Origin of the sequence: Chromatocurvus halotolerans (genome assembly GCF_004340525.1) — a bacterium.
Taxonomy (GTDB): Bacteria; Pseudomonadota; Gammaproteobacteria; order Pseudomonadales; family Halieaceae; genus Chromatocurvus; species Chromatocurvus halotolerans.
The window spans coordinates 101,430-123,182 of the sequence record NZ_SLWX01000007.1 but is presented as its reverse complement, the minus strand read 5'-3'; the positions used below and the strand labels follow the sequence as shown (position 1 = coordinate 123,182).

The window sequence follows — 21,753 nt, the reverse complement described above, 5'->3', positions numbered from 1 at the left end:
CAGACAGTATAGCGCCTGATGCAGCAGGCAGATAGATCACGGGGCCGACGCTTGAATCTGCGCTGACCTGTGCGTAAATCCGTCACAGGAACGTGCTGTAACAGTTCTACTGGGAGGGCAAAGAACGTATCATCCGACTCTTCAGAAATCACTCTTAAGGCCCCGACTGATGATCACTATTCGCACGACCTTTGGCGAGATCACACTGGAGCTGGATGCCGAGCGCGCGCCCAGAACCGTGGAGAACTTTATCGCCTATGCCCGAAGCGGGCACTACGATGGCACGATTTTTCACCGCGTAATCAACAACTTCATGATCCAGGGCGGCGGTTTCGATACCGACATGAAACAGCGTCCCACCCGAGACCCGATCGAGAACGAGGCCGACAATGGCCTGAAGAACGATTTTGGCACCATTGCCATGGCGCGCACCATGGATCCCCACTCGGCGACCGCGCAGTTCTTTCTCAACGTCAAGGACAACGACTTCCTCAACCACAGCGGCAAAACGATGCAGGGCTGGGGTTACACCGTATTTGGCAAAATTGTCAGTGGTGAAGACGTTCTGGAAAAGATTCGCAACGTACCGACAACCAGCCGAGGCGGGCACCAGGACGTCCCGAAAGAGGCGGTGATTATCGAGTCCATTGTTGTGGATGATGACAGCGATCAGTGACGAACCCGGGCAGGCGTTGGCGACCGCGGCATCTGCCTGCCTGATTTCAGACCTGCACCTCGATGAAACCCGGCCGGCCGTGACGGCAGGCTTTGATGGTTTTCTTGGCAGCCTCCAGCACGTTGATGCGCTGTATATTCTCGGTGACCTGTTCGAGGCATGGATCGGTGACGACGATGACAGGCCACTGGTTCAGTCAGTTTCCAACCTGCTGTCGGGCCTGCACGAGCGTGACATCACGCTCTATCTGATGCCGGGTAACCGGGATTTTCTGCTTGGCGAGTCTTTCTGCGCGCGCACAGGCGCCCAACTCCTGCCCGATCCCTGCGTCCACCTTATCGGCGGTGTGCGCACGCTGCTCATGCACGGCGACAGCCTCTGCACCGGCGATGTCGACTATCAGTCATTCCGGCAAATGACCCGGGACCCCGACTGGCAGGCTGATGTCCTGGCCCGGCCGCTAGCCGAACGCCGGCGATTGGCGAGTGAATTGCGCGCCATGAGCCAGGACGCGAATAGCCTGAAAGCAGACGACATCATGGATGTTGACCCCGGCGCGGTGCAGGAGGTCATGCACCGCTGGGGGGTGATGCGGCTGGTGCACGGACATACCCACCGTCCCGCGACGCATGAGATGACGGCAGGAACCCGCTGGGTTCTGGGCGATTGGGGTAGCCACAGCGGCTGGCGTATCGATATCGATACCAGGGGGCCAGTGCTTCAGGAATTCAGTTTTTAGGCGGCGCCGCGGGCACGCCGCTGTGAAAGCGCAGCTCTGTATCTGCAGACTGGACGAGACCTGCCTCGGCCGACAGCAGGAACTGTAGCCTCTCCTCCACTTCCTTACTGCCCGCCGCCTCCGCCGCCAGCGCCAGATAGTCCTGGAAATGTCGGGCTTCTGACTTCAGCAGCGACCGGTAGAATGTGGAGAGCTCATCGTCCAGCCAGGGTGCAAGTGCGGCAAAGCGCTCGCAGGAACGCGCCTCAATAATCGCGCCGATCAGCAGTGTATCGACCAGACGCCCCGGCTCAGCCCGTCGTACACACTCATGAAGAGCGCCGGCATAGCGGGAGGCGCTCACCGACGTATACACGATATCGCGACGACGCATGATAGCGAGCACCTGCTCGAAGTGGCGCAGCTCCTCACGGGCCAATCGCGACATTCTGTTGAGCAGGCGATGCTGATCGGTGTAGCGGTGCATCAGCGCCAGCGCCGTGGAGGCCGCTTTTTTCTCGCAGTTGGCGTGATCAATGAGCAGCGTCGGAAGATTTTCCGGCCGCGCAGCCGCCTGAACCCAGGCATCTGGCGTCGCGCAGGACAGAAAATCCCGAACAGCCTCGCTGTCCTTACGGATGCTTGTCGACATACCTGTATGCTGCATTGACTGTGGTGACGCTCCTTAACAGGGTCGCGAAGAGTACGCTATTGAGCGCGCGAATGCACAGTATAAGCGGTTGATTTATTTATCTTAATCGGGCGCTCGGATATACTGCGACGCGTATCTCGTATCGCCCGGCTGCTGTCGCGCGGTAACCGTTCCATCGCCGCCTGCCGGCAGTCACCGGCGCCTGCGGCGAGCCCACGTACCAGGAGTCACACCGTGCTAGAAGCCTACCGCGATCACGCTGCTCAACGCGCCGCACAGAATATTCCGCCGAAGCCGCTGAACGTCGAACAGACCGCAGCGCTTGTTGAACTCCTGCAGGACCCTCCGGTGGGTGAAGAGGCCTTTCTGCTCGATCTGCTGAGTCATCGCGTACCGCCAGGCGTCGACGAGGCGGCCTACGTCAAGGCCGGCTTCCTGTCTGCCATCGCCCGCGGCGATACCGAGTGCGCGCTGATTGACCGGCCACTGGCTATCCGCCTGCTTGGCAATATGCACGGTGGCTACAATATCGAAACGCTGGTTGCTCTCCTGACCAACGAGGACCTCGGCGAACTCGCCGCTACCGAACTCAAGCATACACTGCTGGTGTTTGAGGCATTCCACGATGTCGCCGACCTGGCCCAGCGGGGCAATGCCCACGCCGAGTCGGTGATGCAGAGCTGGGCTGCGGGCGAGTGGTTCACCTCGCGCGACGCGGTGCCCAAGTCGATCAAGGTCTCGGTCTTCAAGGTAACCGGCGAAACCAATACCGATGATCTTTCCCCGGCTCCCGATGCCTGGTCGCGACCGGATATCCCGCTGCACGCCCTGGCCATGTACAAGATGGCCCGGGACGGCCTCCACCCCGATGAGCCCGGCAGCATCGGACCCATGAAACAGATCGAACAGATCAAGGCCAAAGGCTATCCGGTGGCATTTGTCGGCGACGTGGTGGGCACGGGCTCGTCGCGCAAGTCGGCGACCAACTCGGTGCTGTGGTTTTTCGGCGATGACGTGCCCGGGGTACCGAACAAGAAAGCTGGCGGCATCTGTATTGGCGGCAAGGTCGCGCCGATTTTCTACAACACCATGGAAGACGCCGGCGCACTGGTGTTTGAGGCCCCGGTAGATGATCTCGACATGGGCGACGTCATAGAGATCCGCCCGTACGAGGGCAGGATGCTGGCGGAGGATGGCAGCGTGATCGGCGAGTTCACGCTGAAATCGCAGGTTTTGCTGGATGAGGTTCGCGCCGGTGGCCGTATCAACCTGATTATCGGTCGCGGCCTCACTGCCCGCGCGCGGGAGTCCCTCGGACTGCCCGACTCCGACCTGTTCCGCACGCCGGAGCAGCCCGCCGATTCCGGCAAGGGCTTTACCCTGGCGCAGAAAATGGTTGGCCGCGCCTGCGGCATGGACGGCGTGCGACCCGGCACTTACTGCGAGCCGCAGATGACCACGGTAGGGTCCCAGGACACCACGGGGCCGATGACCCGGGACGAACTCAAGGACCTTGCCTGCCTCGGCTTCTCTGCCGACCTCACCATGCAGTCTTTCTGTCACACGGCGGCCTACCCCAAGCCGGTGGACATTGATACACAGCACAGCCTGCCCGATTTCATCATGACCCGCGGCGGTGTCTCACTACGACCCGGTGACGGCATCATTCACTCCTGGCTCAATCGCATGCTGCTGCCCGACACCGTCGGCACCGGTGGCGACTCGCACACGCGATTCCCCATGGGCATCTCGTTCCCCGCGGGGTCCGGCCTGGTCGCGTTTGCCGCTGCCACCGGCGTCATGCCGCTGGATATGCCCGAGTCCGTGCTGGTGCGCTTCACCGGCAACATGCAGCCCGGCATTACACTGCGCGACCTGGTGCATGCCATTCCTTACTATGCGATTCAGCAAGGCCTGCTGACGGTCGACAAGAAGGGCAAGAAGAACATCTTCAGCGGGCGTATTCTGGAAATCGAGGGGCTTCCGGACCTCACCGTGGAGCAGGCCTTTGAGCTGTCAGACGCGTCGGCGGAACGCTCCGCCGCCGGCTGCACCATCGATCTTTCCGAGGAGACAATTTCGGAGTATCTGCGTTCGAACATCGTGCTGCTGCGTTCCATGGTCGCAGAAGGCTACGGCGATCCGCGCACTCTGGAGCGCCGCGCCCAGAAAATGGAGGAGTGGCTGGCAAATCCGTCACTGATGCGGGCCGATGAAGATGCCGAATACACTGCCGTTATCGAGATCGACCTGGCAGAGGTGACCGAGCCGATTATCTGCGCCCCCAACGATCCGGACGATGCGCGTCTGCTATCCGCGGTCGCCGGCGACAGCGTGGACGAGGTCTTCATCGGCTCCTGCATGACGAACATCGGCCACTTCCGTGCCGCCGGCAAGCTGCTGGAGCAGCACAAGAAAGGCATCGCAACACGGCTGTGGATCGTGCCACCAACACGGATGGACGAACACCAGCTGATGGAGGAAGGCTATTACAACATTTTCGGTGCTGCCGGTGCGCGCACCGAGATGCCGGGCTGCTCGCTGTGCATGGGCAATCAGGCGCGGGTCGCAGCAAATGCCACCGTGCTGTCGACGTCCACCCGGAACTTCCCCAACCGCCTGGGTGACGGTGCCAATGTCTACCTGACCTCAGCGGAACTCGCGGCCGTCGGGGCAATTCTCGGCAGGCTGCCGACGCCCGAGGAGTACATGACGTACGTGGCCAACCTGGACGCGATGGCTGCCGATGTTTATCGCTACCTGAACTTCGACCAGATTCTGGACTTCCAGAAAAAAGCCGACGAGGGCAAGCGCATTGCCGCGGTGGAGATCACGCAACTCAGCGCCTGACTTAGCGACCCGGGTGCAGTCGCAGGCGCCGCACCTGGCGCCGCAGGCTGCGCTGCATCTTCCCGCGTTGTTCCGACCCCAGTGGCCGGTACAGCGCCGCATCGGCAAGGCGCGCAATGGCACGCAGGTCGTCTGAGGCACCGGGAAAGCGCTCCGCTGCCCTGCGACCCATGGCGCCGGGACTCTCGCCCGGGCGCAGATCAAAGCCAATCCGGCGCAGTCTCGTCTGCAGAAGACGGATATGCCGCAGCGCGGGATCCCGGTGCCGTCCCTGGCGGTTGCGCAGGAAGAGCGATGCCGCCACCAGCCCGAGCATGCTCCCGAAGCTGGCGAGCATGACGCCGACAAACAGCCGCGCGTTGATCTCCCCGAACACCCCGCGTAGCACATCGATCTGCTGCTGGCCGTCGAAGCCCACAACCCACGACTGCCACTGATAGGTAACGGCGTCGTAACGCAGGCGCAGCGCATTGATCCAGGAGATTCCCCGGTAGCGCAGTGGCGACAGCAGCGACGAGGACAGGAAACTGCCCTCCTCCCGCATGGCGTTTTCCAGTCCGAACTCGATACGGGCCGGCGACACCGCCGCGGTGGGATCCACCCGCACCCAGCCGCGGTCTTCCAGCCACACCTCGTTCCAGGCGTGTGCATCGAACTGATGCACGATGACCGTACCGTTGACGGGATTGATTTCGCCTCCCTGGTAGCCGGAAACCACCCTGGCGGGGACGCCGACGGCGCGCATCAGTACGGCGAACGCGTAGGCGTAATGCTCGCAGAACCCAGCACGTGTCTCCAGCAGGAACTGGTCCATGCTGTTATTGTCGAGCAATGGCGGCTGCAGGGTGTAGCGGAACGGTTGCTGCCGGAACAGCGCCAGAACGCGCTGGACATACTCGGCATCGTTCCCGGTGTCGCGATACAGCGATTCTGCAAGTGCGCGCGTTCGCGGATTCGAGCCCTCCGGAAGCTGTGTCTCGAGGCGCCTGCGCCAGGGGCTGATGTCCCGACCCAGCGCCGCTTCCGGCCAGCTACGCACCCGGTAGCGGAACTCCTGCTCCAGGACAACGGGGTTTAGCAGGCGATAATCCGGCAGCTGCAGAATGCCGCCTTGCCTGGCCTCCGCGTAACGCAGCCCATACAGCCACTGCTGCTGCGTAGGCTCGATTATCACGCTGTAGTCCAGGGACTCCCCGGTCTTCTCCACCGGCGGGGCGCGCCGTTCCGCGGGCGGTGTTTCAAAATACGAGACGGTGCGCCAGGCACCCTCATCTATCCGGCTCATCACAAGCCCACGCCAGTAGAGGCTGGAGACGGGCGGGACCTCTCTGGCGAAGCTGGCGCGGAAAGCGACATCGGAAGACTGGGCCAGGCTGGAAATATCGCCAGGACGGAGCATGTCACTGACCCCGGTCTTTGCCGCCTGCGTTTTTATCGGCACATTCCACAGGGGGCCAATGCGGGGAAACAGAAAGAAAAGCACCAGCATCAGCGGCACGGCCTGCAGTAGCATGACAGCGGCCAGTCGCATGGGACCGGTATCGTCTATCGCCGCCGAGCGATGGAGCGCGATCAGCGCCGTCGTCAGCACCCAGACAACGACCGCGCTATAAATGACAATGAGCAGATCCTGACTGAACAGAAACTCGGTGATGCAGATAAAAAAGCCGAGGAAGATCACGACATAGCCGTCCTTGCGCGCGACGGACTCCAGCAGCTTGAGCGCGAAGGCCACCAGCAGCAGCGCGACCGTGGGTTCGAGACCGATCACGGATCCGTAGCTCGCGGCAATACCGGCCATGGATGCGCCGATGAAGAGCAGCTTGAGCCAGCGGTTCGGCACGGCGGAGCGACCGCGATAGATTTGCAGCCGCCAGAAGAACGCAGCACCGTACAACAGCACAATCCACAGCGGAAGACGAAGCACGTGGGGTAACAACAGCAGCAGCTGCGCCGCGATAATCCACGCCAGTGCGTTGCGTGGGATAAGATCCGCGGACTTCATTCCTGTGTCAATCCGTGCAGGGCCAGAGCCGTCAGCACGCGATCGCGATGCGCGGCACCGTCAGACGGACTGAGCCGAAGACCCGGGAGCCGCAGACCGTATTGCTGTCGTCGCGCGTGCAGCTGCAGGCACTGGTAACACAGGTATGACAGGCGCTGCTCCGTGGGAACCCCCGGATAGCTGTCCCAATCCAGCCAGTCATCCTCGCTGGCATAGGTGGAATATTGCTTGCTCTGTAATGACTGCCCGCGGGCCAGTCCTTTCCAGTAAACCTGCCGCGGCCGGTCCCCCTTGCGATACTCCCGAAGACCGTAGAACTCATCTTCCCCTGGACGGGGATGCCATCGTCCGCGCTGACCGGGGTCTGAACCTCCGAGGATATCCGGGTGACGCTGCGGCGACGGATAGACAATCCCGGAAAGCGCCAGATCTACCGAGGTCCAGCAGCGTAGCAGACCCAGCGGGTAGCTGCTCTCGACAAGCAGACGACCGGGCAGGAATCGCCCCCGCTGCGAGGCCCGTGCATAAAGCTGTGCCTCAGTGGACGCGTTCGGAGGCACGTCCAGCTGCGCCTCCCCAGCACCAAGGGAGCTGTCACGCCATCGGACCCGAAGCGCATACCGGCTTTGCCTGCCACCCATCAGGCGCACAGAGAACGGCAGGAGATCACCGGGAAAGCCACTGCCCCCGCCGCTGCCGTGAAGCGTTAGCCCGGACAGGTTGGCGTAGGTATGCAGGACGGCAACCACGAACAGCGTCGCCAGCAGAAATGTGAGCGCATAGCTCATGTTGTTCTCGTAGTTGATCGCCGCAATGAGCATGACCAGCAGCGCCGCAAAAAAGAAAAGACCGACGCGGGAGGGAAAAATGAAGATCCGACGGCGATCCAGGGTGACGCGTGAGGCGGCGGGAATACGTCGCTCTACCCAGCGAGCGTAATGCCACAGGTAACGTCGTTTCAGGCTATCCGGCAGGATGACTCACCTCAGGGCCTGTCCACACATCATGACGCCAGTACAGGCACATCCTGCTGCAACATTGCGACCAGCGCCATTCCGTCGCCGGCGAAGCGCTCGCCCGGCACCAGCCGATGGCCCGCAACGGGGCCCAGGACCGCCTGCAGATCCTCGGGCAGAACATGGTCGCGATCGTCCATGAGTGCCCAGGTCTTTGCAGCGCGCAGGAGTGCGAGCACACCACGCGGGGACAGGCCGACGGAGACATCGCCTCCAGCGCGGGTGCGGGCGACCAGCCTCTGCAGATAATCCAACAGGGCTTCCGAAGTATGCACGGCTTCCACCTGATCGCGGATCGCGCCCAGTTGCTCCACCGACATCACCTGCTCGAGGCTGGCTGCCTGACCGCCGAGGTCACCCCGTCTCATCAGGTCGCGCTCTGCCCCGGGATCGGGGTAGCCGAGCTCGATGCGCATGAGAAAGCGGTCGAGCTGCGATTCCGGCAGCGCGTAGGTTCCCGACTGTTCACTCGGGTTCTGCGTGGCAATGACAAAAAACGGCGTTGGCAGTGGCCGTGTCTCGCCCTCAATGCTGACCTGGCCCTCTGCCATCGCCTCGAGCAGCGCACTCTGGGTCCGCGGCGTCGTTCGGTTGATTTCGTCGGCGAGCAGCACCTGAGTAAAGACCGGCCCGGGGTGGAACAGGAAACTGTTGTCCTCCCGTTGATAGACAGCAACACCGAGAATATCCGCAGGCAGCAGATCACTGGTGAACTGCACGCGGTTATAGGAGAGACCGAGTACCCGCGCCAGCGCGTGTGCCAGCGTGGTCTTGCCCATCCCGGGGAGATCCTCGATCAGCAGATGGCCGCGCGCCAGCAGACAGCACAGCGCCAGGCGAATCGGCTGTGATTTCCCGAGCAGAACCGTGGAAACCGCCGCCACCGCGGCATCGATGGCTTGCTTGTGACTGTTCACGGCGATGCTATCGCGGCCAGCCCGCGCGCGAGATCCGCCTGCAGATCCGCCACATCCTCAAGGCCTACGGCGATGCGAATGAGGCCATCGCGGATGCCTGACGCATCGCGCTGCTCCTGGGTCAGTCGACCGTGGGTGGTCGTTGCCGGGTGCACGATGGTGGTTTTGGCATCCCCGAGATTTGCGGTCAGCGACATGACCCGGGTTGCGTCGATGCAGCGCCAGGCAGCCTCCCTCCCCCCGGCCACGACGAAAGAGAGGACACCGCCGAAGGCAGATTGCTGCCGCGTCGCCAGCGCGTGTCCCGGATGAGATTCCAGCCCGGCGTAATACACCTGCTCTACCGCGGGCTGCTGCTGCAGCCAGAGGGCAAGCATCATAGCCGCCTCGCTGTGCGCCCGCATGCGCAGCCCCAGCGTTTCCAGGCCCTTGAGAAACACCCAGGCGTTGAACGGACTCATTGTGGGGCCACAGGTGCGCAGGAAGGCGACAATTTCCTGCAGGTGTTCCGCCCCACCGACGACCGCGCCGCCCACACAGCGACCCTGGCCATCGAGATACTTGGTTGCCGAATGCGTCACGATATCGGCCCCCAGGTCGAGGGGCTTTTGCAGCGCAGGCGTGCAGAAGCAGTTGTCGACAACCAGCAGGCTGTTGCTGGCACGGGCGATTTCCGCCATCGCGCCAAGATCCGCGACCTCGCATAGCGGGTTCGAGGGTGTCTCCAGAAACAGCATGGCGGTTTCCGGACGGACGGCAGCGCGCCAGGCGGACAGGTCAACCAACGGCACGAAGCTGGTGCTGACGCCGAACTTTTCCAGGTAGCGGGTGAAAAGACCGCTGGTGGTGCCAAAGACATCCGCCGAACAGATCACATGGTCGCCGGATTTCAGCAATGCCATGCACACGCTGAGAATCGCAGCCATGCCAGAGCTGGTGCCCACAGCCTGCTCACCCCCCTCCAGGGCCGCGAGGCGCTGCTCGAAAATGCGCACCGTCGGGTTGGTATAGCGCGAGTAGACATTCCCCTTTCGCTCACCGGTAAAGCGGGCTGCGGCATCGGCGGCGGAATCAAACACATAGCTGGAGGTCGCGAAAATCGGCTCCGAGTGTTCTCCCTCGGCAGTTCTTGTCACCCCGGAGCGGACCGCACGGGTCTGCGGTCCCAGTGTTTCAAGAAATGCCTCATCGAGCTCTCTCATCATTCCTCCTGGCGACGACGTCGCTGGTGGCCCACTAGCGATCGTTGTGTATGCCGACAACGGCACCATGGGCGGGATCATTGGCATCCTGCTGCGCTCTCGCTTCGTCGTTGCGCGCCACGTCGAGATCCCTGAGATACCCGGCATCAACATCGCCGGTGATGTACTTGCCGTCAAATACCGAGCAATCAAAACCGCTCACGTTGCTGTTACCCTCCTGGGAGCAGCGCACGAGGTCATCCAGATCCTGGTACACCAGCCAGTCTGCGCCGATCGCCGCACAGACCTCGTCCACCGTTCGCCCATGGGCAATCAGTTCGGCGGCCGATGGCATGTCGATGCCATAGACGTTGGGATAGCGCACCGGGGGCGCCGCGGACGCGACGTACACCCGCGCCGCGCCGGCATCCCTGGCCATCTGGATAATTTCCCGCGACGTCGTGCCGCGAACAATCGAATCATCCACCAGCATCACGTTCTTGCCCTCGAACTCGAGCCGGATCGGATTCAGCTTCTGGCGCACGGACTTCCGCCGCTGCCGCTGTCCCGGCATGATGAAGGTGCGGCCGATATAGCGATTCTTGATGAAGCCCTCACGGAACTTGATCCCCAGGTCGTGGGCCAGCGATTGCCCCGCGGTACGACTGGTGTCGGGAATGGGAATCACCACATCGATATCGTGCTGTGGGCGTTCGCGCTGGATCTTGCTTGCCAGCGCGGACCCCTGCCGCATGCGCGTTTTGTAGACAGAGATCCTGTCGATCATGCTGTCAGGGCGCGCGAAGTACACATGCTCGAAAATACAGGGGCGCAGCTCGGGGTTTTCCGCACACTGCTGGCGGTGCAGCACGCCGTCCCCATCGACGAACACGGCCTCTCCCGGCGCGACATCATCTATCAGGGTAAAACCGACGACGTCCAGCGCGACACTCTCAGAGGCAACCAGGTAATCCCTGCCGCCGGGACTGTCCCTGTAGCCGATCACCAACGGACGGATACCGTATGGATCGCGGAAAGCCACCATGCCGTGGTTGACCAGCATGGCCACCGCCGCATACGCGCCGCGACAGCGACGATGGACCGAGTTCACCGCAGCAAAAATATCGGAAGGCTGCGGCTTCAGCTTGCCCAGCCGCTGCAGCTCATAGGCAAAGATGTTCAGCAGCACCTCAGAGTCCGAGTCCGTATTCAGGTGCCGCAGCTCGCTCTCGAACAGGGCGCGCGTCAGTGCCGCCGAATTGGTCAGATTGCCATTGTGTGCCAGTGCGATACCGTAGGGGGAGTTCACGTAGAACGGCTGCGCCAGCGCAGGCCCGGAACTGCCGGCAGTCGGGTAGCGCACATGCCCGATCCCCATCGAACCCTCAAGCCGCTGCATGTGTTGCTGGCGGAAAACATCGCGTACCAGGCCCTCACTCTTGCGCTGATTGAATTTCCCGCGACTGCAGGTCATGATCCCCGCCGCGTCCTGCCCGCGGTGCTGTAATACCGTCAGGGCGTCATATATCTCGGGCGCCACGTTGACGTTGTCACGACTCACCAGACCTACCAGACCGCACATAGACTACTTTCCAGGTTGTAACGCAGAGTGTTTGTTTCGCTATCACAGCGATAGTGATGGCACCTGACCGGCACGCACATCGGCGAAAGCGCGCAGGCTCCAGTCGAGCGTCATGTCGATGGACGGCATCAGTGCAGATTCGTACAGCACCTGCTGATCCCGCGGTGGCACCAGGTCCCGCAGCACAAAGACAATTGCCAGAACAATCAGCAGACCGCGCAGAAAACCGAAAACCGTGCCCAGGAGCCGGTCGAGCAAGCCCAGGCCGGAAGCCTTGACCGCACGCGAGAAGACTTTTGCCAGCAGACCACAGACAAGCAGCACCACCACGAACACCAGCGACCAGGCGACGATATAGCGGCCTGTCAGGTTTTGTATCAATCCCGTCAGCAGCGTTGCGACATCGCTTGCAAACAGGTTAGCAGTGATAAAAGCGATCACCCAGCCGGCAAGTGACAGTGCTTCCCGGGAAAAACCCCGCCACAGGCTGATGACCATGGAGACCGACAGCAGCACCACCACGAACCAGTCAAAGCCGTTGAACGTGGCAAGGTCAGGGGACATAGCGCGCCACCAGGGATTCAACGCCGTAGCGTGCGTCGACGCGCTGCTTGATGGTTTCCAGTTCTGCGCGTTCAAACTTGGGACCGACGTACACACGGTACAGGGTGCCGCTGCCGCGTTGTAGCGGTCTGATGTAGGATTTCATCTCCTGATGATTGAGTTCGTCGCGAAGCTGCTGCGCCTTGTCCCGGGAGCTCATGGTGGCGACCTGCAGCGACCAGGCAATCGGGATTCCGTCGGCATCCAGCGCGGGCAATTCCGGCGACGCATCACGGGTAACGGGGCCCGGATCAGGTGCTGGCGAGGGTTCTGCGTCCCTCGGCTCTTCCGGTAAGGTCACATCTCCCCCTTCATCCACGGCAGCAATGGCAGGCTCCGGTGAGGCGCGCAGACCCTCGCTGTCCGGAGACGGCAGCGCCCGGTTGTCCACGCGGGGGGCGGGGGGGATATTCTCGGGCCGCGTCGGCGACGCCCGCTCGGGCGACACGAAGATGATCGGCCAGAACACCACGCCAAGAGCAACCAGTATCAGGGCTCCGACCAGTCTCTGTTTCAGAGGGGTGTCCACGTCTTCTCCAGGTCTCCTGCGACACCAGTATCCAGCAGTGCGGGCATTATACCCCCCACCGTGTGGAAGGACCCAAAGACGACGACACGATTGCCCGGCGACACACGATCCAGAAGACGGCTCCACGCCTGCAGCGGATTTTCCGTCTCTTCGATGACGTTCACACCGGACGCGCTGACAATGCGGGAAAGCGTCGCCGAGGCCATCGAGCGCGTCGTATCGGGCAGGCTGCAGACCACAGCGCCAGAAAGATGCGGCGCCAGAGGTTCGATGACGCCTTTGACGTCCTTGTCGCCCAGCACACCCACAATGGCGATAGTCTCGGCAGCGGGCAGCGTCGCAAGGTGCTCAGCCAGCGCCTGCGCCGCGTCAGGATTGTGGGCAACATCAAGCACAAGGTCGAGGCCCTGGAACGCCACGTGCTGTTGCCGCCCCGGAAAGACAAGTCCGGCGAGCGCCTGTTCGGCGATCGCCTGTGTGACCGGCATGCCAGCCAGGCTCGCGGCACACAGTGCAGCGGCGACATTGGATGGCTGCAGGCCTGCCGAGAGCGGCACCTGAAGCCGCTGGGCATTGGGCAGCGTCACCTCCAGTTGCCGGTCCCCGAGCAACTGCCATTGCCAATGGCTACCTGCGCGCTGGGGCCGCGCCAATCGATCCTCGACCACACGATACAGGGAGTCAGGGTAGCCGGGTTCCGCGAGGACAACCGGCTTCGCCTCGCGCACAATGCCCGCTTTCTCGGCGGCGATAGCCTCGAGGGTATCGCCGAGCCACTTCTGATGATCCAGCGCGATGCGCGTGACCACCGCAACGCTGGCATCTACCGCATTCACGGCATCGAGCCGGCCACCAAGCCCGACCTCCAGAACCGCGATATCCACCTGCTGGTCTCGAAATACGTACAGCGCTGCCAGCGTGGCAAACTCGAAGTAACTGAGGGAAATATCGCCCCGTGCTCCGTCAATGGCAATGAAGGCACTAATAATCAATGCGTCGGGGACCGGCAGACCATCAATGCAGATGCGTTCGTTGTAGCGCATCAGGTGCGGCGAGGAATACGTCCCTACCCGCCTGCCGCCGGCAACGAGCAGGGCGGTGGCACAGCGCACAACGGTTCCCTTGCCATTGGTTCCGGCGACGGTAATAACGGGAACGCGGCACGGCAGCAAACCGAGTCGTGTGGCAACAGCGGAAACCCGCTCCAGCCCCAGATCAATCTTGCGCGGGTGCAGTGTCTCTAGGTGCGTTAGCCAGGCGTTGAGATCCCGATTTTCAGTCATCTCCACGCGCAGGCTTCTTGTCCGGATCCTCGTCATCCGATGGCGCCGATTCGGCCGAATCGTGACTGGCCTCAGAGGCATCGTTATCGTCAGACTCCGCGTCTGACCCGGCCTCTGCGGCAAGCGCTTCGTCATCTTCAGAGGACGCGCTGTCGGCCTCCGCGGAAGCAGACCCGGAAACGTCTGCCACAGCGCTGTCTTCAGACGCCGCAGGCGACTCCGAGGAGGCTTCCGATACCTCTCCCGGCGCAAGCTCAGAGGCAGATTCGGCGGCAAACTCTCCGGTATCGGCGGCGCCGCCCTGGACCACAGCTGCTGCGGCTATCACTGCAGCGTCCTGATCCTCTGTCTGTACTGCTTCCTCCTCCGCTTCAGTCGCGCTTTCGGCACCATCGACATGATCCGGGTGAGTGGCTACGGCCGTGAGTTTGGCCAGCACACGACCAATCGTGTCGCGCATGTCACCGCGATGCACGATCATGTCGATCGCCCCGTGCTCCAGCAGAAATTCACTGCGCTGGAACCCCTTCGGTAACTTCTGTCGTATTGTCTGCTCAATGATATTGGGCCCGGCAAAGCCGGCGCGGGCATCGGGTTCGGCAATGTTCAGGTCGCCGAGCAACGCCAGGGAGGCAGAAACACCGCCGTAAATCGGGTCCGTCAGCACGGAAATGTAGGGCACCCCCGCCTGACGCAGCCGCTCAATGACAGCGCTGGTCTTCGCCATCTGCATCAGCGAGATCAGGGCTTCCTGCATGCGCGCGCCGCCAGAGGCCGAAAAACACACCAGGGGCTGCCGGTTCTCCAGCGCCAGCTGGGCCGCCCGCGTGAATTTCTCTCCCACCGCGTAGCCCATGGAGCCACCGTGGAAATTGAACTCGAAGGCGACTGCCACCAGCGGGATCTGCTGCACGCTGCCGCGCATGGCAATCAGTGCGTCGCGTTCGCCGGTGGCCTTCTGGGCCGCCGAGAGCCGGTCCCGATAGCGTTTCTTGTCCCGGAACTTGAGCCGGTCCACCGGCTCGATGTCCTTGAAAATCTCTTCGCGCCCCTCGGGGTCAAGAAACAGGTCGAGGCGCCGGCGGGCGCCGATACGCATGTGATGATCGCATTTCGGGCAGACCTCCCGATTGCGCTCCAGATCGGGAATGTAGAGAACCGCCTCGCATTTGATGCATTTCTTCCATAGCCCTTCCGGCACGCTTGCTCGACGGCTGCCCGACTGGCGGTTGACGCCCGATGGCAAAATCTTGTCAATCCAGCTCATTTCTCCCCCTTCCTAACCGACCGGCCGCGCCGGCGCGGCGTTATAGTGCGTCAGTTACAGACCTTGCATCAATGCCCGAGCGAATCTCTCCCAGCAGCGATGCCGCCGCTGCCATGGCCTCTGCGGGCTCGCCGCCGCCCGCGATAACATCCGCCACCAGGCTGACGAGGGCCGAGCCCACCACGACGCCATCTGCGACGCGAGCCACGGCAGCCGCCGATGCGGCATCCTTGATACCGAACCCGACGCAGACAGGGAGTTCCGTGCAGAGACGGATACGGGACACGTGGTCACTGACATCATCGATATCCAGATTTCCGGCACCGGTAACGCCCTTCAGCGACACGTAATAAATGAAGCCGCTGGCCTGGTCAGTGATCAGGTGAAGCCGGGCTTCTGGCGTCGTCGGTGCAATGAGGAAGATATTGTCCATACCTACCCGCTTGAGCTCGCGATTCACGCGCTCGACTTCCTCCGGAGGAACATCCACCGTCAGCAGACCATCGACACCGGCTTTCACTGCCGCGTCGGCAAACGCGGGGTAGCCCATGTGCTCCACCGGATTGGCATAACCCATCAGGAGCAAGGGGGTATCGGGATCCTTTTCACGAAATTCACTGACCATCGACAACACATCGCGAAGACGTACCCGGTTCTTCAGTGCACGCTCATGGCCACGCTGTATGACCGGACCCTCGGACATCGGGTCGGAGAACGGCACCCCGACCTCAATCACGTCGGCGCCGGCATCAACCAGTGCATGCAACAACGGCACGGTGAGCCCGGGGGTCGGATCGCCGGCAACGACATACGTTATCAGGGCCTTGCGACCGGCCGCAGACAGGTCGGCAAAACGCTGCGCTATTCGACTCATGGCGTCCCTTACAGTTCTATACCGTCGATTTTGGCGACGGTCAGGATATCCTTGTCACCACGTCCGGACAGGTTAACCACAATGGTCTGCTCAGGCGTCATGCTCGCGGCGAGTTTCTCGGCATAGGCCAGCGCATGTGCGGTTTCCAGTGCCGGCATGATGCCTTCTGTACGCGTGACTCGGTGAAACGCCGCCAGTGCCTCGGTATCGTCAGCAGAGACGTAGGTGACACGGCCGGTATCTTTCAACCAGGAGTGCTCGGGACCGACACCGGGGTAATCAAGGCCGGCCGACACCGAGTGGGTCTCGGTAATCTGGCCATCTTCATCCTGCATGAGATAGGTCCGATTGCCGTGAAGTACGCCGGGAGACCCCGCCGAGAGCGGTGCCGCGTGGCGTCCTGTGCCGATTCCATGACCACCTGCCTCGACCCCGTAGATCTCGACGGCGTCATCCTGCAGAAACGGATGAAACAGACCGATCGCATTGGAGCCTCCGCCGACACAGGCGACCAGCGCATCCGGCAGCCTGCCTGTCTGTGCCAGCGACTGCGCGCGGGCTTCACGACCCATAACGCACTGGAAATCGCGAACGATCATCGGATACGGGTGTGGGCCGGCTACGCTGCCGATGATGTAGAAGGTATTGTCGACGTTGGTCACCCAGTCGCGCATTGCCTCGTTCATCGCATCCTTCAGGGTGCTTGATCCGGACGTCACCGGCACCACCGTCGCGCCGAGCAACTTCATGCGGTACACGTTGAGCGACTGACGCTGCACATCCTCGGCGCCCATGAATACGTGGCACTCGAGACCGAGGCGTGCAGCAATAGTTGCGGTGGCAACACCATGCTGGCCCGCGCCGGTCTCGGCAATCACCCGGGGCTTGCCCATATGCTTGGCGAGCAGGGCCTGCCCCACGGTGTTATTAATCTTATGCGCACCTGTGTGGTTGAGGTCCTCACGCTTCAGGTAAATACGTGCACCCCCGATCATGTCCGACCAGCGGCGGGCCTCGTACAGTGGTGAGGGACGACCGACATAATGCGCGAGGTCGTGGTCGAACTCGCGCTGGAAATCGGGGTCTTTCGACAGCATGCGGTACACATCATCGAGTTCGGCCAACGCATGCATCAGCGTTTCAGATACGAATTTGCCACCGTAGTCGCCAAAGCGACCCTGTGCGTCCGGCATGCTCGCAATGAGTCTGCTGTCCAGTTTGCTTGTCATTCGTCTATCTCGCTGTTGAGTTGATCATCTGCTTCACGCACTGCCTGGACAAGCCCGGCGATCATGCGCGGGTCTTTTTCACCCGGCGCGACTTCAACCCCCGTGCTGGCATCCACCGCAGCCGGTCGGACCTGGGTGATCGCCTGGCCGATATTTCCGGCATGCAGCCCGCCCGCGAGCACCACAGGGCGCGTCAGGCCCGGGGGTATGGCATCCCAGCTGAACGTCTCGCCGGTGCCGCCCGGAGCCTCGGGACGATACGTATCGAGCAACAAGCCGCTGGCCGAGCGGTAGGGAATGGCCTCCTGCGCGAGATCGACATCCGGCCGCATCCTGAGCGCCTTGAGGTAAGGCATCCTGAATTGCTCGCAGAAATTGCTCGACTCATCGCCGTGGAATTGCAGCATGCCTATCGGCAGCTTCTCGATCACTCGCTCGACAAACTGTGCTTCCGGATTCACGAACAGGGCGACAAGCGTCACGAAGGGCGGTACGGCAGCAGCGATGTCTGCGGCCTGCGCCAGCGATACCGACCTGGGGCTGGGATTATAAAAGACGAGGCCAAGTGCATCGATGCCCAGAGCAGCAGCCGCTTCAGCGTCGCAGGGCCGCGTCAGCCCGCAGATCTTGATGCGCGTCCTGAGCATGCAGGCAGTCCACCTCACCAGAAACAAAGTGTCACAATCATAACAGAAACGCGCCCCGGGATGGCCTCAGGCGTGCAATAAAAGCGGACGATCCTGTGCCGGATCCTGCGGCAGCGCAAAGCGCTCGGGATAGGTCACGCCGGTGAGGTAGAGGCCCTGCGGCCCGGCCGTGGCTGCTGCGCGGGTGCGATCCCTGTCACGCAGCAGGCTACCGACCCAGGCCACGTTATGTCTGCCCGAGCCAACCGCAACCAGCGTGCCAGCGATGTTGCGCACCATGTGGTGGAGAAAGGCGTTGGCGGAGATGTCAATCGCCACCAGGGGGCCTGATCGCCGCACCGACACCCGGTGCACACAGCGCATTGCCGTGCGGGACTGGCAGGAGGCGGCGCGAAACGCACTGAAGTCCTGCTCACCCACAAGAACCTGCGCGGCCTCGTGCATGCGCGGCGCATCCAGCGGCTCCCGGATCCAGGTTGCGCGGTCGCGATACAAGGCCGACGCCACAGGGGTGTTGGCGATGATGTAGCGGTAGTGTCGTGCCAGGGCGCTGTGACGCGCATGAAAATCGGTGGCTACTGTGGCTGCGTGCAGTAAGCGGATATCACCCGGAAGATTGGCGTTGCCGCCCCTGACCCAGGCGCCACTGCCACGCTCGCAGGGCGCAACAAAATGAATCCACTGCGCCGCTGCGTGGACGCCGGTATCGGTGCGCCCAGCGCAGTGAACGCGAAGCGGCTGGTTCGCCACACGGGACAAGGCGTTTTCCAGTGAATCCTGCACCGTAGCGACGCCGGACTGCGACTGCCAGCCTGAATAGCCACTGCCATCATATTCGACGCAGCAGGCGACAATGTCGCCAGCCGCAGTGGCAGAACGCTGACTGAAGAGGTTGTCAGCCAATGCGGTCGAGCAGGGCCCGTGCTTCCCGCTCTTGCGCTTCAGATCCTGCAGACATGACCTGCTCGAGAATCCGGCGTGCACCGTCATCGTCGCCCATATCGAGGTAGGCGCGTGCAAGATCCAGTTTTGTCGCAACCTGGTCCGCATCGGTGGCAAACATCATCTCGTCTGAGCCGGGCTCATCACTGCCCCTGTCATCACGCGAGTGCTCGTCTGGCGCCTCCGCCTCACGCAATGCCTCGCTGAGGTCGAGCTCGTCATCCTCCAGATCCGCTGTCGCCGCCGGCCTGTCGTCCTCAATCGCCAACTCGTCGAAATCCAGTTCCAGCTCCATGACCTCTTCAGACTGCGGAGGCCGCGAAACGTCGTCGGGCACCGGGCCCGCCGCGCCGTGGCTGCCGCCAGAGACGCCAAGAACCTCGTCGTCCTCCGGGGAGATATCATCGAGGGAGAATTCCAGCGGCTCGTACTCGACCTCCCCCATCGAGCGGTCATCGGGCGCGTCGTAGCTGACGTCGTCCCGTGCATCTTCCCGGGCCGCGGGGGTGCCCGCCAGCGGCGCCGAGGGCGCCGGACCGGCTGCTGGCTCCTCGTAGGACCTGAGCCAGGCGTCTTCGGGGGATTCGGGCTCTGCCGCTGTCTCTGGTGCAGACTCCGCTTGCGGCTCGGACTCCTGCAGGGGTGACGACTGCGGACCGAATGCTGACAATCCTTCAGATTCCGGCGCGAACTGGAACTGAGACTCTGTCTCGATCTCCGCGTTCGGATCCGGCTCCGGCGCGATTTCCGGCTCCGGCGCGATTTCCGGCTCCGGCGCAATTTCCGGCTCCGGCTCATTAGCGGGCGCCACGGATTCGACGCTACTGCCGACAATCGCCTCTCCCCGACGCATGGCGTCGGCATCACCGAGCTCGCTCAATGCGTTGAGTTGTTCCCCGGCTTTGTCCGGCTCACCCATATCGACGTAAAGTTCGATCAGCTTCAGGCGGTAGGCCGCGTTACCGGGCTCAGCGTCGATCGCGGTAGTCAGCAGTTCCGCCGCCTGCAGATATCGCCCGTAAGCGATGTAGATGTCTGCCTCGGCAAGTGCGTCGCCCGCACCGGAATCGTCAATGTAATCATCGTAGCGACGTTCGCCGTAGCCACGATTATTACGCGCAGGTGCAGCAGCATCAGAACTTCCCGGCTGCGGGCCTGCGGGAACAACCGGTGTGACGGGCACCGTCGGCGGCTTCTCAGCCGCAGCCGGTTCATCGCGAAGCGTGACGCCGGCGAAAACGTCGTCACTGTCGTCGTCATGTGCGCCATCGACGTCGAAGCTGTCATCCTCGAGCGCCGCCTGTTCACGCCGTCGCAGCCATAACAACAGGCCGAGAAGCGCGACCAGCAGCGCCGCCGCGATCGCGTAAAGCCAGCTGCCCAAACGCTCGAGAAGACCGGGCGCCGGCTGCGGTGCCGGCTCTGGGACGGGTGTTTCAGCCACCGGCGTAGACCGCGACGGTGCCACGGCCGGCGGCTCTGCCGTTTCAGCTTGCGCAGCAGGCGCCTGCTGCGCTGCCAGGCGAGCTTCCCGCAGCGCCTGCTCGAGTGTGGCGATCTGCTCATCCTTGAGAGCAACAATCTGTTCGAGCGTGTCCAGTCTCTCGGACATCTCTGCGAGTTGCCCCGCAAGCTCACCCTGCCCCGACCGGGCTTCTTCATCACTGGCATCCGATGTCGCCGGTGCGTCAGGTGCAATGTCCTGCACGGTTGGCGCGAGCGATGCGGAATCGTCTGCTGCACTGCCGGCGGCGCTGGCGTCACTGACCTCGCGTGACGGCTGGCCTTCAAGAGGAGCGTCCGAACCATCGGCAGGGTCTGCGGAGATGCGCAGGGAAGCGGCTGCCGTCACGCCTGGCGTACCCGCCTGCTGACTCGCCCAGTCTGCGTTCTGCTGCTGCACCTCGGCCAGTGCCTCGGAAAAATCACCTGAACTGATATCGCCGTCCGCAGGCAGATAAATGATGTAGCCGGCCTTCACGCGGTTGATGTTGCCATTGATGAACGCTTCCGGATTGAGGCGCTGAATGTCCAGCATCGCCTGCTGAACGCTCACGCCCTGCGGGCGTCCCCGGGAGGCAATCTGCCACAGCGTTTCATCGCGCCGCACCATATAGCGCTGACCCGGCGCGGGAGTCTCGGAAGTTTCGGCTGAAAATGCCCGCCTGGGCATCCCGCCCGCCGGCAATTCGCTGCCGCTGGTGGTCACCTGCCCGCCCCCGCCGTTGCTCGTGTCAACGCTCGTGTCAGGCTCTGCTGCCGCTTCGGACGCATCGTCAGAGCGCTGCGCAGCACTCTCGGCCGCAGCAACCTCCTCCGATGCGGAAACTATCAGCGGCTCTTCGCGAAACACCGGGGGATCAACCAGCACCGTGTACTCCCTCAACAACCTGCCGGAGGGCCAGCGCGCCTCGATAATGACGTCGACAAAGGGTTCGAGTACCGGTTCCGTAGTTGTCAGGCGAATGACGCCAGTATTGCGCTCGCGGTCGATACTGACCTCGAACTGAATGCGTGTGAGGAAATAGCTGCGCTCGACGCCGAGACGGTCGAAATCCTCCGTGCCGGCGAGGCGTACCTTGATCTCGTCGGCGACCAGATCCCGCGTATCGTTGAGCCTGACCTCGGCGTCGAGGGGCTCATTCAGGTAGGAGTTGAGGGTGATGTCGCCAAGGCCAAGAGCGGATACCGTTCCAGCATGCAGCAGACTGCCAATGAGAACAGCTGATGATAGGTGAACTCGCTTTGCCATGTATCGACGCCTTGTTATTGTCCTGACTCC

17 protein-coding genes and 1 pseudogene are annotated in these 21,753 nt (G+C 62.5%); 3 read left to right on the top strand and 15 right to left on the bottom strand.

From position 1 onward, the window contains the following. Positions 1 to 169: 169 nt before the first annotated feature. Positions 170 to 676: a peptidylprolyl isomerase gene (locus EV688_RS09895; protein ID WP_117317748.1), complete on the top strand. Its 507-nt coding sequence runs from the start codon at positions 170 to 172 to the stop codon at positions 674 to 676. Beyond that, positions 657 to 1,415, top strand: a complete 759-nt coding sequence (locus tag EV688_RS09890; RefSeq protein WP_240624353.1) for a UDP-2,3-diacylglucosamine diphosphatase — start codon at positions 657 to 659, stop codon at positions 1,413 to 1,415. Before EV688_RS09895 ends, EV688_RS09890 begins: the two co-directional genes overlap by 20 nt. On the opposite strand, the gene EV688_RS09885 is transcribed toward EV688_RS09890, so the two are convergent. Beyond that, entirely contained in the window at positions 1,405 to 2,046 is a 642-nt protein-coding gene (locus tag EV688_RS09885; RefSeq protein WP_117317744.1) for a MiaE family protein, read from the bottom strand. The two genes, EV688_RS09890 and EV688_RS09885, sit on opposite strands and share 11 nt — an antisense overlap. A gap of 234 nt (positions 2,047 to 2,280) precedes the next feature. Here EV688_RS09885 and acnB point away from each other — a divergent pair, with 234 nt between their 5' ends. Then, a complete protein-coding gene (gene acnB / locus EV688_RS09880) occupies positions 2,281 to 4,896 on the top strand; it encodes a bifunctional aconitate hydratase 2/2-methylisocitrate dehydratase (protein WP_117317742.1) in 2,616 nt (871 codons plus the stop codon). Between the two features lies 1 nt (position 4,897). Here acnB and EV688_RS09875 read toward each other — a convergent pair whose 3' ends face one another. The 14 genes and pseudogenes from EV688_RS09875 to EV688_RS09810 form a co-directional block, all read right to left on the bottom strand. Next, complete coding sequence (locus EV688_RS09875) at positions 4,898 to 6,901, bottom strand: transglutaminase TgpA family protein (RefSeq protein ID WP_117317741.1); 2,004 nt, start codon at positions 6,899 to 6,901, stop codon at positions 4,898 to 4,900. Continuing rightward, the gene (locus EV688_RS09870; RefSeq protein ID WP_117317739.1) at positions 6,898 to 7,722 is read right to left on the bottom strand and encodes a DUF58 domain-containing protein; all 825 of its coding nucleotides are present in this window, start codon (positions 7,720 to 7,722) and stop codon (positions 6,898 to 6,900) included. Before EV688_RS09870 ends, EV688_RS09875 begins: the two co-directional genes overlap by 4 nt. A 182-nt stretch (positions 7,723 to 7,904) precedes the next feature. Beyond that, positions 7,905 to 8,840 carry an AAA family ATPase gene (locus tag EV688_RS09865; protein WP_420867060.1) on the bottom strand — a complete coding sequence of 312 codons (936 nt, stop codon included), beginning with the start codon at positions 8,838 to 8,840 and terminating at the stop codon, positions 7,905 to 7,907. Continuing rightward, on the bottom strand, positions 8,831 to 10,036 hold the full coding sequence (locus tag EV688_RS09860) for an O-succinylhomoserine sulfhydrylase (RefSeq protein ID WP_117317735.1): 1,206 nt from the start codon (positions 10,034 to 10,036) through the stop codon (positions 8,831 to 8,833). Before EV688_RS09860 ends, EV688_RS09865 begins: the two co-directional genes overlap by 10 nt. A gap of 34 nt (positions 10,037 to 10,070) precedes the next feature. After that, the gene (gene purF / locus EV688_RS09855) at positions 10,071 to 11,597 is read right to left on the bottom strand and encodes an amidophosphoribosyltransferase (RefSeq protein WP_117317733.1); all 1,527 of its coding nucleotides are present in this window, start codon (positions 11,595 to 11,597) and stop codon (positions 10,071 to 10,073) included. A 42-nt stretch (positions 11,598 to 11,639) separates the two neighbouring features. After that, positions 11,640 to 12,161: a CvpA family protein gene (locus EV688_RS09850; RefSeq protein WP_117317731.1), complete on the bottom strand. Its 522-nt coding sequence runs from the start codon at positions 12,159 to 12,161 to the stop codon at positions 11,640 to 11,642. Next, entirely contained in the window at positions 12,151 to 12,729 is a 579-nt protein-coding gene (locus EV688_RS09845; protein WP_117317729.1) for an SPOR domain-containing protein, read from the bottom strand. Before EV688_RS09845 ends, EV688_RS09850 begins: the two co-directional genes overlap by 11 nt. After that, a complete protein-coding gene (folC, locus tag EV688_RS09840) occupies positions 12,714 to 14,012 on the bottom strand; it encodes a bifunctional tetrahydrofolate synthase/dihydrofolate synthase (RefSeq protein ID WP_240624360.1) in 1,299 nt (432 codons plus the stop codon). The genes EV688_RS09845 and folC overlap by 16 nt, the downstream gene beginning before the upstream one ends. A 421-nt stretch (positions 14,013 to 14,433) precedes the next feature. Then, a pseudogene (gene accD / locus EV688_RS09835) lies at positions 14,434 to 15,279 on the bottom strand (acetyl-CoA carboxylase, carboxyltransferase subunit beta); the annotation flags it as partial. Between the two features lie 40 nt (positions 15,280 to 15,319). Then, entirely contained in the window at positions 15,320 to 16,153 is an 834-nt protein-coding gene (trpA, locus tag EV688_RS09830) for a tryptophan synthase subunit alpha (protein WP_117317724.1), read from the bottom strand. Positions 16,154 to 16,161: 8 nt separating this feature from the next. After that, complete coding sequence (gene trpB / locus EV688_RS09825) at positions 16,162 to 17,382, bottom strand: tryptophan synthase subunit beta (RefSeq protein WP_117317722.1); 1,221 nt, start codon at positions 17,380 to 17,382, stop codon at positions 16,162 to 16,164. Beyond that, positions 17,379 to 18,029, bottom strand: coding sequence for a phosphoribosylanthranilate isomerase (locus EV688_RS09820; protein ID WP_117317720.1), 651 nt, complete (start codon positions 18,027 to 18,029; stop codon positions 17,379 to 17,381). The genes trpB and EV688_RS09820 overlap by 4 nt, the downstream gene beginning before the upstream one ends. A 66-nt stretch (positions 18,030 to 18,095) precedes the next feature. Beyond that, entirely contained in the window at positions 18,096 to 18,932 is an 837-nt protein-coding gene (gene truA, locus EV688_RS09815; protein WP_240624352.1) for a tRNA pseudouridine(38-40) synthase TruA, read from the bottom strand. After that, positions 18,925 to 21,723: a motility hub landmark protein FimV gene (locus EV688_RS09810; protein ID WP_117317716.1), complete on the bottom strand. Its 2,799-nt coding sequence runs from the start codon at positions 21,721 to 21,723 to the stop codon at positions 18,925 to 18,927. The genes truA and EV688_RS09810 overlap by 8 nt, the downstream gene beginning before the upstream one ends. Positions 21,724 to 21,753: the final 30 nt, after the last annotated feature.

Bases quoted from the DNA above. Each gene is read 5' to 3' on its own strand.
- EV688_RS09850 (WP_117317731.1), bottom strand. From the start codon at position 12,161: ATGTCCCCTGACCTTGCCACGTTCAACGGCTTTGACTGGTTCGTGGTG.
- EV688_RS09810 (WP_117317716.1), bottom strand. From the start codon at position 21,723: ATGGCAAAGCGAGTTCACCTATCATCAGCTGTTCTCATTGGCAGTCTG.
- EV688_RS09885 (WP_117317744.1), bottom strand. From the start codon at position 2,046: ATGTCGACAAGCATCCGTAAGGACAGCGAGGCTGTTCGGGATTTTCTG.
- purF (WP_117317733.1), bottom strand. From the start codon at position 11,597: ATGTGCGGTCTGGTAGGTCTGGTGAGTCGTGACAACGTCAACGTGGCG.
- EV688_RS09820 (WP_117317720.1), bottom strand. From the start codon at position 18,029: ATGCTCAGGACGCGCATCAAGATCTGCGGGCTGACGCGGCCCTGCGAC.
- trpA (WP_117317724.1), bottom strand. From the start codon at position 16,153: ATGAGTCGAATAGCGCAGCGTTTTGCCGACCTGTCTGCGGCCGGTCGC.
- EV688_RS09870 (WP_117317739.1), bottom strand. From the start codon at position 7,722: ATGCTCATTGCGGCGATCAACTACGAGAACAACATGAGCTATGCGCTC.
- folC (WP_240624360.1), bottom strand. From the start codon at position 14,012: ATGACTGAAAATCGGGATCTCAACGCCTGGCTAACGCACCTAGAGACA.
- EV688_RS09860 (WP_117317735.1), bottom strand. From the start codon at position 10,036: ATGAGAGAGCTCGATGAGGCATTTCTTGAAACACTGGGACCGCAGACC.
- EV688_RS09890 (WP_240624353.1), top strand. From the start codon at position 657: ATGATGACAGCGATCAGTGACGAACCCGGGCAGGCGTTGGCGACCGCG.
- trpB (WP_117317722.1), bottom strand. From the start codon at position 17,382: ATGACAAGCAAACTGGACAGCAGACTCATTGCGAGCATGCCGGACGCA.
- EV688_RS09895 (WP_117317748.1), top strand. From the start codon at position 170: ATGATCACTATTCGCACGACCTTTGGCGAGATCACACTGGAGCTGGAT.
- EV688_RS09875 (WP_117317741.1), bottom strand. From the start codon at position 6,901: ATGAAGTCCGCGGATCTTATCCCACGCAACGCACTGGCGTGGATTATC.